This window comes from Nocardioides solisilvae, from assembly GCF_003194625.1.
GTDB classification, from domain to species: Bacteria; Actinomycetota; Actinomycetes; order Propionibacteriales; family Nocardioidaceae; genus Nocardioides; species Nocardioides solisilvae.
In genome coordinates this window covers 479,464-493,436 of record NZ_QHKX01000001.1, presented here as the reverse complement: position 1 = coordinate 493,436, position 13,973 = coordinate 479,464, and the positions used below count along the sequence as shown (strand labels likewise).

Annotated in this window: 11 protein-coding genes; 3 read left to right on the top strand and 8 right to left on the bottom strand. The window is 75.9% G+C overall.

Annotated features, from left to right (window positions below; genetic code table 11):
- Positions 1-75: 75 nt before the first annotated feature.
- The 8 genes from recD to DNK53_RS02290 all read right to left on the bottom strand — a co-directional run bounded on the left by recD (position 76) and on the right by DNK53_RS02290 (position 12,124).
- Positions 76-1,941: an exodeoxyribonuclease V subunit alpha gene (gene recD, locus DNK53_RS02325; RefSeq protein WP_110180676.1), complete on the bottom strand. Its 1,866-nt coding sequence runs from the start codon at positions 1,939-1,941 to the stop codon at positions 76-78.
- Entirely contained in the window at positions 1,938-5,561 is a 3,624-nt protein-coding gene (locus tag DNK53_RS02315) for a UvrD-helicase domain-containing protein (protein ID WP_239456324.1), read from the bottom strand. The genes recD and DNK53_RS02315 overlap by 4 nt, the downstream gene beginning before the upstream one ends.
- Entirely contained in the window at positions 5,561-8,992 is a 3,432-nt protein-coding gene (gene recC / locus DNK53_RS02310) for an exodeoxyribonuclease V subunit gamma (RefSeq protein ID WP_110181358.1), read from the bottom strand. The genes DNK53_RS02315 and recC overlap by 1 nt, the downstream gene beginning before the upstream one ends.
- Positions 8,993-9,062: 70 nt before the next feature.
- Entirely contained in the window at positions 9,063-9,290 is a 228-nt protein-coding gene (locus DNK53_RS02305; protein WP_110180675.1) for a hypothetical protein, read from the bottom strand.
- A 32-nt stretch (positions 9,291-9,322) separates the two neighbouring features.
- Complete coding sequence (locus DNK53_RS02300; protein ID WP_110180674.1) at positions 9,323-9,634, bottom strand: DUF7218 family protein; 312 nt, start codon at positions 9,632-9,634, stop codon at positions 9,323-9,325.
- Positions 9,635-9,697: 63 nt separating this feature from the next.
- The gene (locus DNK53_RS17325) at positions 9,698-9,835 is read right to left on the bottom strand and encodes a hypothetical protein (RefSeq protein WP_162599718.1); all 138 of its coding nucleotides are present in this window, start codon (positions 9,833-9,835) and stop codon (positions 9,698-9,700) included.
- A gap of 37 nt (positions 9,836-9,872) precedes the next feature.
- A complete protein-coding gene (locus tag DNK53_RS02295; protein WP_110180673.1) occupies positions 9,873-10,835 on the bottom strand; it encodes a TIGR03557 family F420-dependent LLM class oxidoreductase in 963 nt (320 codons plus the stop codon).
- Between the two features lie 29 nt (positions 10,836-10,864).
- Positions 10,865-12,124 carry a globin domain-containing protein gene (locus tag DNK53_RS02290; protein WP_110180672.1) on the bottom strand — a complete coding sequence of 420 codons (1,260 nt, stop codon included), beginning with the start codon at positions 12,122-12,124 and terminating at the stop codon, positions 10,865-10,867.
- A gap of 81 nt (positions 12,125-12,205) precedes the next feature.
- On the opposite strand from DNK53_RS02290, the gene DNK53_RS02285 reads away from it, so the two are divergent.
- The 3 genes from DNK53_RS02285 to DNK53_RS17320 all read left to right on the top strand — a co-directional run bounded on the left by DNK53_RS02285 (position 12,206) and on the right by DNK53_RS17320 (position 13,741).
- The gene (locus DNK53_RS02285) at positions 12,206-12,484 is read left to right on the top strand and encodes a chorismate mutase (RefSeq protein ID WP_110180671.1); all 279 of its coding nucleotides are present in this window, start codon (positions 12,206-12,208) and stop codon (positions 12,482-12,484) included.
- Positions 12,485-12,614: 130 nt separating this feature from the next.
- The gene (locus DNK53_RS02280; protein ID WP_110181357.1) at positions 12,615-13,076 is read left to right on the top strand and encodes a GNAT family N-acetyltransferase; all 462 of its coding nucleotides are present in this window, start codon (positions 12,615-12,617) and stop codon (positions 13,074-13,076) included.
- A 182-nt stretch (positions 13,077-13,258) separates the two neighbouring features.
- A complete protein-coding gene (locus DNK53_RS17320) occupies positions 13,259-13,741 on the top strand; it encodes a VOC family protein (RefSeq protein WP_204163712.1) in 483 nt (160 codons plus the stop codon).
- Positions 13,742-13,973 lie beyond the last annotated feature (232 nt).

Below are 13,973 nucleotides of genomic sequence, written 5' to 3'. Positions count from 1 at the left end.
CGGCGGCGGGGTGACCGCACGACAGTAGCGAATCCGTGTGACGCCGAGGTTTCGCGTCCGGTCGGCGGCGTGGGGTCAGGCGTCGCGCAGCCGGTCGGCGAGGCCGGTGGCGCGCTGCGCCCTGCGGTCCACGGCGGCGCGCACCTCGGCCTCGGACCCGACGACCCGCACCCGCTCCTTGGCGCGGGTCACCGCGGTGTAGAAGAGCTCGCGGGTCAGCAGCCGGGACTCCACGGGCGGGAGGAGCACGGTCACCTCCTCGGCCTGGCTGCCCTGGCTCTTGTGGATCGTCATGGCGTGCATCGTCTCGACGTCTCCGAGCCGCGAGGGCGCGAAGTCGCGCGGCCCGCCCCCGGAGTCGACGACGACGCGCCGCCCCTCGGGGGTCGCCACCACCACGCCGGTGTCGCCGTTGTGGACGCCGAGGGAGTAGTCGTTCGCCGTGACGAGGAGCGGGCGGCCGAGGTAGGCGGCCTCGAAGAGCGGGTCCTGGGTCTCGGCGGTGATCCACTGCTCGACCCGGCGGTTCCAGTGGCGCACCCCCCACGGGCCGTCGCGGTGCGCGCAGAGCAGCCGGTGCCGGTCCAGGGCCCGCAGGGCGCGCGGCCCGTCGCCCGCCTCGGCGGCGTCGCGGACCGCCAGCGCCGTGCCGAGGGCGGACTCGCGGATCCGGGCCGACGGGTCCTCGTCGCGGACCCACTCGATCCGGTCGTGGCCCGCCCCGAGCACCTCGACCACCCGGTCGGCGTCGCCGGTGCGCAGCGCCTCGGCGAGCTCGCGGATCTCGGCGCCGTAGCGGTGGACCGTGCTGAGGGAGGCCACCGGCGACCCGGGCCGGCCCTCGAAGCCCCGGACCAGGTCGCTGAGCACCGCCCCCGCGTCGACCGAGGAGAGCTGGAAGGGGTCGCCGACCAGCACCAGCCGCGCGTCGGGCCGGACCGCCTCGAGCAGCCGCGCGGTCATCGTGAGCGAGACCATCGAGGCCTCGTCGACGACGACCACGTCGTGGGGCAGCCGGTTGCCGCGGTGGTGCCGGAACCGGGTGCTGTTGCCCGGGTCGCGGCGCAGCAGCCGGTGCAGGGTGGAGGCCTGGACGCCGGCGAGCTTGGCCCGGTCGTCGGGGCCGAAGCGGGTGGCCGAGTCGTGCACCGCCTGCTGGAGCCGGGCGGCCGCCTTGCCGGTGGGCGCGGCCAGCGCGATCCGCAGCCGCTCGCCGCGGGCCGCCGCCTGGTCCTGGAGGGCCACCAGCAGCCCGGCGACCGCCGTGGTCTTGCCGGTGCCGGGGCCGCCGGTGACCACGCTGGTCCACAGCTCGACGGCGCGGACGCAGGCGGCGCGCTGCTCGGCCGACTCCTCGCCCGGCAGCACCCGCTCGAGGGAGGCCGCCACCAGCCCGGCGTCGTACGGCGGGGCGGACTCCGCGCGGGTCAGCAGGTCGCGCAGGACCTGGGACTCCTGCTCGTGGTAGCGGTCGAGGTAGAGCAGGCCACGCTCCCAGCGCAGCACGCCCAGGGCGACCAGCGGGCTCCGGGCGATCGCGTCGGCCCACGCCGGCGCGTCGGGCCACGGCAGCTCCGCGGTCGGTACGGGCGGGGCCGCCGGGGCCGCAGGGGGCGCCGGGGCCGTGGCGGACGGCTCGGCGGTCGCGGAGTCGGGGGGCACGCCGGGCGCAGGATCGGGCGTGGCGGGCGGCTCGGCGGCCAGCTCGAGCGTCGCGGCGAGGTCGAGGCAGACGGAGCCGGAGCGGACGGCCCGGGTGGCGAGCGCCGCGGCGAGCAGCACCGTCTCGTCGGCCTCGCCGCCGAGCTCGCCGAGGGTCCGGGCCACGTGCACGTCTCCCGAGGTGAGGACGCCTGCGGCGTTGAACGCCGCGAGCAGCCCGGTCGAGCGGAGCACGAGCCGGGCGTCCCGGGTGTCCAGCGGCTCGAAGACGTCGGTCATCGCGGGCCCTCCCCGGTCGCGGGGCCCGGGACGGTGGACGTGGTGGTGGGCGTGACGCCGTCGAGGAGCGCGGAGAGCTCCTCGACGAGCGGCACCGGCGGCCGCCACGCGAAGACGCCGCAGGGCTCCCCGTCGACCCGGGGGGTGTCGGGGCCGCACATGCCCCGTAGGTAGAGGTAGAGCACGCCGCCTAGGTGCTGCTCGGGGTCGTAGCCCGGGAGGCGCCAGCGCAGGTAGCGGTGCAGCACCACCGTGTAGAGCAGCGCCTGGAGGGGGTAGTCGGAGTGGCCCATCGCCTCGGCCAGCACGGCCGGGCGGTAGGAGTGGGCCGTGAGCGGGGCGGTGGTGTCGCCCAGCCAGTTCGTCTTGTAGTCGACGGTGAGGTAGCGGGTGGCGCCGTCGACCGGCACCCGCAGCACGACGTCGATGGAGCCGGTGAGGTAGCCACGGAGCACCTGCCCCGCCAGCGCGGGGTCGGCCTCGAGGGTGTCGGCGTACCCCAGGAGCGGGTCGCCCGCCGGCAGGTGCCGGCGCAGCAGCGGCGCGAGGTCGCCCAGCCGCACGGGCCGCCCGGACGGCGGCCGGTCCGGTCGACCTGAGGGCCCCGGCGCGCCGACGGCGTCGCGGCGCTGGTCGCCGCCGACGAGCGGGACCTCGAAGTCGAGCTCGGCGAGCCGGTCGCGCAGCGGCAGGTCCATCCAGGTGACGTCACCCGCCAGTGGGCCCAGCGGGCTGGCGCAGACCGTGACCAGGGCGTCGGCGAGAGCGCCCGCGTCGAGCTCCACGGGCCACCAGACGCGGTGCTCCTCGACCAGGTCGACGAGGTGGGCGCGGAAGTAGGGCGCCGCCGGGTCGGCGTGCTCGAGGACCGCGTGCACCAACGAGCCGAAGGTCGCCCCGATCGGCAGGTGGGCCATGGGCGACGGGACGGCGGCCAGCTCGGGGTGCTCGGGCTCGGCGGAGAGGATGCCGAGCTCGGCGAGCTGCACCGCGTCCTCCATCTCGGGGATCTCCTCCGGCTCCGCCAGCCCCCGTTCGCGGACGCCGCGCCGGGTCCCGTCGGCCCCGCCTGAGCCGGGACCGCCGAAGCCGAGACTGCCCGCGCCGGCCCCCGCTGCTCCGGGACTGCCCGCGTCGGCCGCGCCTGCTCCGGCCCCAGCCGGGCCGGGCCCGCCCGCGGCACCCGTGCCGGCGGCGGCGGAGAGCGCGGAGTAGGAGGTGCGACGCCAGTCGGTGTCCACGCTCCGGGTGAAGGAGCGGACCGCGAGCCGCTCGCGCGACGGCAGCAGGGGGGTGTCGTCGGGGCGCTCGGAGCTGGCGAGCTCGGGCTGGAAGCCGCCGGCGTCGCGCCAGTGGCCGAAGATCTGGACCAGGCGCTCCTCCTCGACCAGGGGCTGGTCGTCGGGGACCGCGGAGCCGCCCGGTCGACGGCCCAGCAGCATCCGGTGCAGCGCGGAGCCGCTGGTGTTCTTCGTGGTGGGGGCGTACCAGGCCACGACCTGGGACTTGGCCCGGGTCAGGGTGACGTAGAGCAGCCGCAGCGACTCGCCGGCGTCCTCGCTCCAGTGGCGGGCGACCGTGGCCGCCCGGTGCTGGCCGCGGCCGCCGACGTCACGGCACCGCTGGCCGTCGTCGTCGTGGAAGAGCGGGACCTCGGGCTCGGTGCCGGTCCACCGGTTCCACAGGGTCGGGGCGTAGACGACGGGGTACTCCAGCCCCTTGCTGCCGTGGATCGTCACGAGCTGGACGGCCGCGGCGTCGGAGTCGAGCCGGCGGGTCCGCTCGGAGGCGACCTCGAGCTTCTCGTCGGCGACCTGGTCGCGCAGCCAGGCGACCAGCCCCACGGCACCGAGCCGCTGCTCCACCGAGACCTTGTGCAGCGCCTCGCCGATGTGGCGGACGTCGGTGAGCAGCCGCTCCCCGCCGAGCCGGGAGAGCACCCGCTCGGTCAGGCCGTCGAGCACGGCGCACTCCAGGACGGCGGCGACCCCGCGCTTGGCCAGCACGTCGGCGAGCACGCGGACCTGCTCCGAGAGCTCGTCGGTCAGCTGGTCGGACTGCGCGGTCCCGCCGGCGTCGAGCTCCGCCGCCGTGACGCCGAGGAAGCAGGTCAGGGCCGCGCCGCGGACCCGCTCCGTGCGGTGCGGCTGCTCCAGCGCCTCGAGGAGGGCGAGCCACTCGGTCGCGGCGGGGGTGTGGAAGACCGAGCCGCCGGCGTTGACGACCGAGGGGACGCCCACGTCGGCCAGGGCGTGCTGGGCGGCCTGCAGGTCGGCCCGGCGGGCGGCGAGCACGGCGACGTCGCCGGGCACCAGCGGGCGCCCCTCCCACGTCGCGCCGCTGGTCAGCAGCCGCTTGACGTCGTGGGCCATGTCGGTGATGACGTGCTCGCGCCAGCGGTCCACCGAGGGCTTGGAGCGGGGGCCCGCGCCGAGCTCGTGGCGTCGCGCGAGGCGCATCCGGAAGGGCGCCCCGGCGCCCTCGAGGCGGGAGTCGGGGTGGTGCGCCTCGACCGGGTGGACGACGATCCGGGGGTCGCCCAGCTCTGCGCCCTGCAGCACCGCGTGGAGCGAGTCGAGCAGCGGCCGGTCGGCCCGCCAGTTGGTGCCGAGCGTCTGCCGGGTGGTGGCCACCTCGGCGGCCTGCAGGTAGGTGACCACGTCGCCGCCGCGGAAGGCGTAGATCGCCTGCTTGGGGTCGCCGATCAGCACGAGCGTGGAGGAGCCGTGGAAGGCCCGCTCGAAGACCTGCCACTGCACCGGGTCGGTGTCCTGGAACTCGTCGATCAGCGCGACCTTCCACCGCTGCTGCATCCGGAGGCGGGCCGGTGACCCGGGCTCGGCGAGGGCGTCGGCCAGCTGCCCGAGCAGGTCGTCGTAGCTGAGGATCCCCAGCCGCCGCTTCCGCCGGTCGACCTCCGCCAGCACGTCGCAGGCGAACCGGACCCGGGCGGCGGGCTCGGAGTCGGGCGCCTCCAGCGCGGCCGCCGGCTCGACCCGGGCGCGCGGGTCGCCGACCACGGCGCGGGCGATCCGCCGGGCGACGTCGTGGCCCCAGGGCGGCTGCTGCTCGGTGGCGAACCGGGCGAGGTAGAGGTCGTCGACGACCTCGTCGGTGAGCAGCTCGAGGTCCTCGACGAGGACGGCGTCGCGGTCGGTGTCGCCCGCCACCCCGAGGCTGCGCAGCACCAGCTGGCAGAACTGGTGGATGGTGGCGATGGTGGCGGCGTCGAAACCGGTCAGCGCCTGGGTGACCAGGGCCAGCCGCTCCGCGCGTCCGGCGTCGTCGACGTCGAGCAGCCAGTCGTGCAGCCGGTTGGCCGGGTCGGCGAGGTCGGGCTCTGCGAGCACCCGGGCGGCGTCGGTCAGCTGGGCCCGGACCCGCTCCCGCAGCTCCTGGCTGGCGGCGCGGGTGAAGGTGACCACCAGCAGCTGGTCGAGGGTGGCGACCCCCTGGGCGACGTACCGGGTGACCAGCGCGGCGATGGTCCAGGTCTTTCCCGTGCCGGCGCTGGCCTCGAGCAGGGTGGTCCCGGTCGGCAGCGGGCCGGTGATGTCGAAGGTCTGCGGGGCTTGCGGCGTCGCGGCCCCCGCCGACGGCGTCGTGGGTGTCGTGGTCATCAGATCCCCCTGACCAGCTCGTGGCCGCCGTGCACCAACGGGCCCCAGACCCGCCACGCGTAGTGGCCGAGCCGGTGGGCCGGGGCCGAGCCCTCGGCGGCCGCCTCCCCGGTCACCGGGTCGCGGTCGTGGTCGCGCTCGTCGGCACGCAGGGCGCGGGCCAGCTGCTCGTACGGCGCCTGCTCGCCCCAGGCGCGGACGTGCCAGCGGTCCGCGTCCTCCCGCGGGAACGGCGAGTCGTTGAAGCGGGGCGTCTCCCACTCGCGGCGCGCCTTGGCGTCGGGGTCGGCCTCGCGGCCCCGCAGCTGGTGGCACCGCTCCTCGGCCCAGGCCAGCGCGGTGCGCGGCGGCACGGGCAGCGGCTCCCGGAGGCCGCGCTCGTGGACGTCGACCAGGTCGCGCAGCCAGCGCCGCGCGTCGGGCTCGGCCAGCGGCGAGACCTGGGCGACCTTCCCGGAGCTGCGGTGCTTGCCGATCGTGTGGACCGTCCAGTTCTCGTCGGGGTGGCCGGCGGCCAGGGCCAGCGCGTCCAGCCACGAGGCGATCCGCTGCTTGGCGCCGAGGTTGGAGTAGCCGACGCGCACCACCTGGTTGCCGAAGATGTCGCCCACGGTCCCGGTGACCCGGCGGTCGCCGAGGTCGATCGAGACGTCGAGGGTCCGGGGCGTGCCGGTGCGCAGCGACAGGGCCTTCTCGACCAGGGGCCGGACCTTGGTGACGACGTCGGTGAGGACGCCCGCGCCCAGGTCGAGGGGCGGGAGCAGCCCACGCAGCTGCTCGGCGACCATCGCGGCCTGGGGGTCGGCACCCGAGAGCACGTCGTGGACCAGCCGGTTGCCGACGTCCCACTGCTCGAGGGCGTCGAGGGAGATCGGGATGGCGTCCTTGAGCTCGTCGGCCTCGTAGGGGGTCGTGATCCGCAGCCGGTCGACGAAGAAGGCCTGGACCGGGTGGCGGAGGAAGTCGTGCAGCTCGGCCAGCGACACCTCCGGCACCGGCTCGTCGGCCGACCGGGGAGCGGGCGGCAGCGGCTCGGGCACCAGGTCGCGGACCACCGCCGCGGGCGTCCGGGCGGCGACGGCGCCCGCGAGCGCCGAGCGGTCGAACGTGAAGGGCTCGTCGCCGACCAGCCCGCCCGGGACCAGGTTGGCCTCGTCGAAGGGCTGCAGCGGGTGGTGGACGAGGACCCGCTCGCGGACCGGCCCCGCCGTCGTCCGGTCGAGCGCGTCGAGGAGCTCGCCGAGCGGCACGGCGGGCGGGCGCTCGGCGCCGGTGTGCTCGCCGCGGCCGGTGTAGGTGACCACGAGGGTCTCGCCGGCGGCGCCGATCGCGTCGAGGAGGAGCTGGCGGTCCTCCGAGCGCAGGTCCCGCTCGCCGGTGAGCGGACGGCGGGCCAGGACGTCGTCCCCGTCGACCGACGTGGTCCGGGGGAAGACGCCGTCGTCGAGCCCGACCAGGCAGACGACGCGGTGCGGCACCGAGCGCATCGGCACCATCGTGCAGACCGTGAGCGTGCCGGTCCGGAAGTTGGAGCGGGTGGGCCGGCCGCGCAGCCGGTGCGCCAGCAGCGCCCGGACGTCGGCGTGGCGCAGCCGGGTCTCGGCCCCGCCGCCGGCGCTCGCCGCCACCCGGGCCAGCTCACGGTCGAGCTGGGCGAGCTGCCAGGCGTCGTCGGGCGCCGTGGTGGTGAGCTCGTGGACGGCGTCACCGAGCGCAGCCGTCCAGGCTCCCGCCGTGCGTGCCTCCCGGGTGCGGTCGACGAACGCGTGCAGCCGTTCGACCAGCTCGGCGAAGCGGCCCACGAGGTCGAGGTCGCCGTCGCCCACGTCGTCGACGGGCAGCGTGCCCCCGACCTGACGGTGGCCCAGCCCGCTCACCGCGGCGCCGAGCAGGACGCGCCGCAGGCCGGACCGCCAGGTGTTGGCGTCGAGGTGGAGCCCGAACTCCCCCCGGTGGGCCGCGTCGTGGCCCCAGCGGATGCCCGCCTGGCGGACCCAGGTGGCGATCCGCTCCAGCTGGTCGTCGCCCAGGGCGAACCGGCCGCGCACCGGCTCGGTGGCCGCCAGGTCGAGCACCTGGGTCGCGGTGAGCCGCCCGTGCGCCAGCTCGACCAGGGTCGCCGCCACCGCGAGCAGCGGGTTGGTCGCGCCCGGGGAGCGGTCGGCGAGCCGGACCCTCAGCTGGTGGGCCGGGTGGCCGGTCTGCGGACCCGCCACGTCGGCCAGGCCGAAGCCCGCGGAGACCAGCGGGGCGTAGCCCTCGATGTCGGGGCACATCACGAGGATGTCGCGGGGCTCGAGGGTCGGGTCGTCCTCGAGGAGGCCCACCAGCACCTCGCGGAGCACGTCGACCTGACGGGCCTGGCCGTGCGCGGCGTGGACCTGGACCGACCGGTCGCCGGGGGCGAGGGCGCGAGCCTCCCGGGTGGCGGCGCCGGGCGCCCGGTTGGCGCGCAGGTCGGCCTGCAGCCAGCCGAGCAGCGTCTCGGGCGGCTCGGGGGCGGCGGCGGGAGCCGGCTCGTGGACCTCGACCCGGGCCGCGGCCGGCCCCAGCGTGCGACGCAGCTCGCGGGCGTCGCGGCCGAGCGAGGCCAGCAGCGGGTGGCCGACCAGCCGGACCGAGTCGTCGGACTCGCGCGGCACCGGTCCGGCGAGGGCCGTCGGCGCGAGCTCCTCCCACAGGGTCGCCGAGACCTGGGGGAGCCACAGGTGCACCTCGCGCGTGGCCGCCAGCGCGGCCAGCAGCTCGACCTCGGTGACGGGCAGCCGGGTGTGGCCGAAGAGCGAGAGCCGGGTCGGCAGGTCGAGCGAGGGGTCGCCCTCGCGGAGCCGCTCGAGCGTCGCGGCGTGCCGCTCGTCGGGGGCGGGGGCGTCGACCCGCGCCAGCAACCGGCGCCACAGCTCGGCCTGCCAGAGGAGGTCGGCGGCCAGGGCCCCGCCCGCCCCGTCGGTGTCGTGGCCCGCGCGCCAGTCGGCGAGCAGCCGCGGCCGCTGCACGGCGTACGAGGAGAAGAGGGACGCCAGGCGGTGGGCGACCGAGAACCGGCGCCCCCGGCGCAGCTCGTCGCCGTCGTGGTGGCCGAGGTGGGCCGAGAGGGCCTCGAAACGCGGCTCGCCCAGCGCGCCGTCGACCACGCCGAGCAGCGGCCACACGAGCTGGTCGGGCGACCACGGGTCGTCGCGCTCGCGACCCAGGAGGAGCGCCACCAGCGAGGAGGGCGCCAGGAACCGCACCCCGGCGCAGACCCCGTCGTCGCCGGACGCCGTGCCGAGGCGGTGGGCCAGCCGCTGGGTCAGCCAGCGCTCCATCCCCTTGACCGGGACGACCACGACCTCCTGCTCGAACGGGTCGGGCAGGGGCGCGGCCAGCAGGCCGCCGAGCTCGTCCGCGAGCTGGGCGGTGCTGGTCGCACGGTGCAGGTGGAGGGGCACGGCGCCGAGCATGCCACGGGGCGCCGACAGGACGGCGCGACTCCTGTGGAGGAGGGCGGAGAGGCCCCGGTCAGGTGTCCTCGCCCGGGTCGGGGCGGGAGTCCTCCGGGTCGCCGGCGAGCCGGTCGGGGTCGGGGTCGGTGAGGTTGCGCTGGCCCTCGGGGTCCTCCTCGAGGCCCGCGGGCACGTCCTCGGTGGGCAGCTCCGCCGCCGGCGGGAGGTCGGTGTCGTCCAGCGAGTCGTCGGTCACGGGCGGCACGAACCGCTCCCCGTCGGGGTCGATCGGCTTCTCGGTCATGGGTCTCCCTCGGTCGGTGGTGGCGGGTGGGCTCAGTGCGAGCGCAGGGCGTCGATCAGCTCAGACTTCCGCATCGAGGAGCGTCCGTCGATCCCGATCTCCGCGGCCCGCCTGCGCAGGTCGTCGACGGTCCAGTCCTCGTAGTCGCCGGAGCTCCCGCCCCTGCGGCCCACCGCGCTGCGCGAGCTGTTGGCGGCGGCGTTGGCGATCCGGGCGGCCTTCTCCTTGCTCGCGCCGTCGTCGCGCAGCTCCTCGTAGAGCTCCGGGTCCTTGACGCTCGGCCCGGGCCCCTTGCCGGAGCCCTTCCCCGAGCCCTTGCCCGTGCCGGACTTCTTCGCAGCCATGTCGCTCCTCTCGCGCGTCGCCGCGCAGTCGGGGGAAGTCGGGGGACGTCAGGGGAGACCGCGTCAGAGGACGACGATCCCCACCACCAGCATCACGACCAGGACCGCCACCAGGATCCCGAAGAACCCCATCACCTGGAAGGGGCGTCCCGACTGCTTCGTCGGGTCGACGCGGTCCGGGTCCTCCATCGGGTTGCTCATGGCGTCGTCGTACCCGGCGCCCGGTCCGGCATGCGCCTCACGCGCCAGCCCGCCGCCGCAGCTCGGGCAGCCCCTCGGAGCCGAAGGCGGCGATCATCTCGCGGTAGTGGCGGCCCATGTTGGAGACGTAGAGCTCCTCGAAGCCGGCGTCCACCGCCGGCTGGAGCGCCGCCAGGTGCTTCTCCAGGTCGGGGCCGCAGGAGACGCTCTCGGCCGTCTTCTCCCGGGTGACCAGCTCGGAGGCCTGCTCGAAGTGCTTGGGCGAGGGCAGCACCTGGGAGAGCTCCCCGGGCAGCCCGGCGTTGGCCCAGAGGCGGTGCGCCTCGTCGACGCCCTCCTCCTCGGTGGGCGCCCACGCGACCTTCATCCCGATCTGGGCGGGCCTGCCGCCCGACTGCTCCCGGAAAAGGCCCAGCAGCTCGGTGTCGGGCTGCGTGGTGATGTAGCCGTCGCCGACCCGGGCGGCCAGCTCGGTCGCCTTCGGGCCGAAGCCGGACACGTAGATGGGCGGCGGCGCGTCGGGCAGCGTGTAGATCCGGGCCGTGTCGCAGGTGAAGTGCTTGCCGCGGTGGGAGACCACCTCGCCGGTCCACAGCTCGCGGATCAGGCCGATCGCCTCCTCGAGCCGCTCCAGGCGGACGTCGGCGGTCGGCCACGCCTCGCCGTGCACGTGCTCGTTGAGCGCCTCCCCGGAGCCGACGCCGAAGGTGAAGCGGCCCTCCAGCATCACCGCGCTGGTCGCCGCCGCCTGGGCGAGGACGACCGGCGAGATCCGGTACGTCGGGCAGGTCACCGCGGTCGTGACGGGCAGCGAGGTCGCCTGGCTGATCGCCCCGATCAGTGACCAGACGAACGGGCTCTGCCCCTGCTCGTCGTTCCAGGGGTGGAAGTGGTCGCTGATCCAGAGGCCGTCGAAGCCGGCCTCCTCGGCCAGCACGGCCTGCTCGACCAGCTCGGCGGGGGTGAACTCCTCCGTGGACAGGAAGTATCCGAAGCGCATGGCGACGCCGTACCCGCGCCACGCCGCGGCTACTCCGCCTGCGCGTCCGCCTGCCACAGGTCGGGCCCGAAGACCTCGTACTGGATGTCGCCGGGCGGGACCCCGCGGTCCAGCAGGGCGGCGCGGACCATCCGGAGGAAGGGCAGCGGCCCGCAGAGGTGGTACGCCGCCCCGGCGGGCAGCGCGGTCGCCGGCGGGTCGAGGTCGGAGAGGTCCATGAGGCCCGCGTGGACGCCGTCGGCGTCGAGCCCGCTGGCGCCGTCCTCGGCCACGCCCTCCTCGAACCACAGGTGCACCTGGGCGTGGGGGAGCGCGGCCACGTCGGCGAGCACCTGGTCGCGCAGCGCGAAGGTGGCCTCGCTGCGGTCTGCGTGCAGCACCCGGACGTCGAAGTGGGAGCCGGCCGCGACCAGGTGGGAGAGCATCCCCGCCATCGGGGTGATCCCGATGCCGGCGCTGCAGAAGACCAGGGGGCGGCCGGAGTCGTCGAGCACGACGTCGCCGAACGGGACCGACATCGTGAGGGTGTCGCCGACCCCGACGGTGTCGTGCAGCAGGGTGGACACCTCGCCGTCGGGACGCCCGCCGTGCTCCTCCCCGCCGCGCACCCGCTTGACCGCGAACTGCCGGTGCTCCCCGTCGTCGGCGCGGGTGAGGCTGTACTGCCGCGGCTGCCTCGTGCCGTCGGGCATCGTGACCAGGACGCTGACGTACTGCCCCGGCAGCGAGGTGCGCACGGGCCGGTCGTCGGCGCGACGGACCCTGAAGGTGACGACGTCGTCGGTCTCCCGGACCTTGTCGGTCACCTCCCAGTCGCGGTAGACGATCTCGGGCCGGACCCCGCGGGCGCTGTAGAGGCCGCGCTCGAGCTGGGTGAGCGCGAAGGCCATCACCCAGTAGACCTCGCTCCAGGCGGCCGCGACCTCGGGCGTCACCGCGTCGCCGAGCACGTCGGCGACCGCCCACAGCAGGTTGTCGTGGACCACCTGGTACTGGTCGGGGCGCAGGCCGAGGGAGGCGTGCTTGTGGGCGATCCGGGAGAGCAGGTGGTGGGGGAGGGCCTCGGGGTGGTGGACCAGCGCGCTCGCGAAGAGCGCGACCGACCCGGCGAGCGCCTGCTGCTGCGTGCCCTCCGCCTGGTTGCCCCGGTTGAAGAGGCCGTCCAGCAGCTCGGGGTGCTCCCCGAACATGTGCTGGTAGAAGCGCTCCGCGATGGCGCCGATGTGCTCCCCGACGACCGGCAGGGTCGCCTCGACGATCGGCCTGGACTCCTTGGACAACGTCAGCATGGCTGCTCCCCGGGACGGCGACGTGGTCCAGTCCACTCTGCCCTACCCTGACGGCTCCGACGAGGCCCGGGAGGTCGCAGGATGACGCTGGAGGACGTGCGCGCCCGGATCGACGCGATCGACCGGGAGGTCGTCGGGCTGCTCGCCCGCCGGCAGGCGCTGGTGCTCGAGGCGGCCGCCTTCAAGGCCGACGCGGCGGACGTCGCCGCCCCCGACCGGCGGGCCGCGATGATGGTGCGCCTCGAGGCGTGGGCCGAGCAGGAGGGGCTGGCCCCCGAGGTGGTCCGCGCGGTCTGGACGGCGATGGTCGACGCCTTCGTCGCGCTCGAGCTCGAGGAGCACCGGCGCCGCACCCGGTGACGCCGGCCGGCTGGCGCCGTACAGGTGGCGCCGTACGTCGTGGGCGGGGATCGCGCCACGTCGACGCCGGCCCTGTGGGCTGCCTCACGACCGCTCCGGTTCGGGCGTCCGGCCCGTCACCATGGGGCGCATGGACCTGTCGATCGCGCCCGCCGACCTCGACTCCCCCGAGCTCGAGGCGTTCGTCGTGGCCCACCTGGCCGAGCTCGAGCACACCGCCCCGGAGGAGAGCCGGCATGCCAAGCCGCTGATCGCCCTGCAGGAGGCTGCCGCCCGGGTCTGGGTGGCCGGCCTCGGGGGCCGGCTCGTGGGGATGGTGGCGCTGGCGCCGGTCGAGCCCCTGCACGAGGAGGTCAAGAGCATGCGGACCGACCCCGCCCTCCGGGGTCGCGGCATCGGCAGACGGCTCCTCGACCACGTCCTGGAGAACGCCCACGTGCGCGACGTGGAGCGGGTCTCCCTCGAGACGGGCAGCGCGGAGTTCTTCGCCCCGGCCCGGCGGCTCTACGCCTCGGCCGGCTTCGAGCCCTGCGGTCCCTTCGGCGGGTACGTCGAGGACCCGCACAGCGTCTTCATGACCCGGCCGGCCTGAGCCGAGGGTTCCCCGCCGCCGCTGCCGCTCCTACCGTGGGGCATGGAGCCGGTCCTCTCCTGCCTGCTCGACGCCCGCGACCCCGACCGGCTCGGGGGATTCTGGGCGCCGCTGCTGCGGCGCGACGTCGTCCCGGAGGGTGACGGTCTGCTCCTCCCGGGGCCGGACCCGAGCTCGACCTCGTGCTCGCCCCCACCGGCGCCTGCCTCGACCTCGGTCAGGGGCCCGACGAGGGGCACGTCGTCCTCGCCGACCCCGACGGAAACCTCCTGTGCGTGCTGGAGCCCGGCAACGGGTTCACGCACGGGTGCGGGCTGCTCGGCGAGCTGACCTGCGAGGGGGGCCGCGAGGTCGGCCTCTTCTGGGCCGCTGCGCTTGGCTGGCCGCTCGTCTGGGACGAGGGGGCACAGACCGCGGTCCAGTCCCCGCACGGCGGCACCAAGGTCTCCTGGGACGGGCCGTCCCTCGAAAGCGACCCGGGGACGCCTCGGGTCGTCCACGGACGGCACCGGCTCCGGCGGACCCTCCCGGCCGGCGCGCGCCTCGCTCCCGAGGTCGACCGCCTCGTGGCGCTGGGTGCCCGGCCCCTGGCCCACGCGCACGACCGGCGCGTGGAGCTCGCGGACCCGGACGGCCACGTGCTCCTGGTCGAGGGCGCGGCCTGACCCCTTGCCAGCGGCGCCGGATGGGTGTGTTACTGGAATCTCGCGCTCGCCACGACCGGCGTACCCACGTCAGCAACCGGCCCCTCTCCATCTCGGGAGCCCGGACCCCGAAGGCCCGGACCCTCATCGCGTCGAACACTCGGGACGTACGCACATGAGGCACCTCACTCGGAGGGCTGGCGCCTGCCTGCTCGCCCTCGGACGGCCCGGCCGCGCCGGCCTCGTCAGGCCG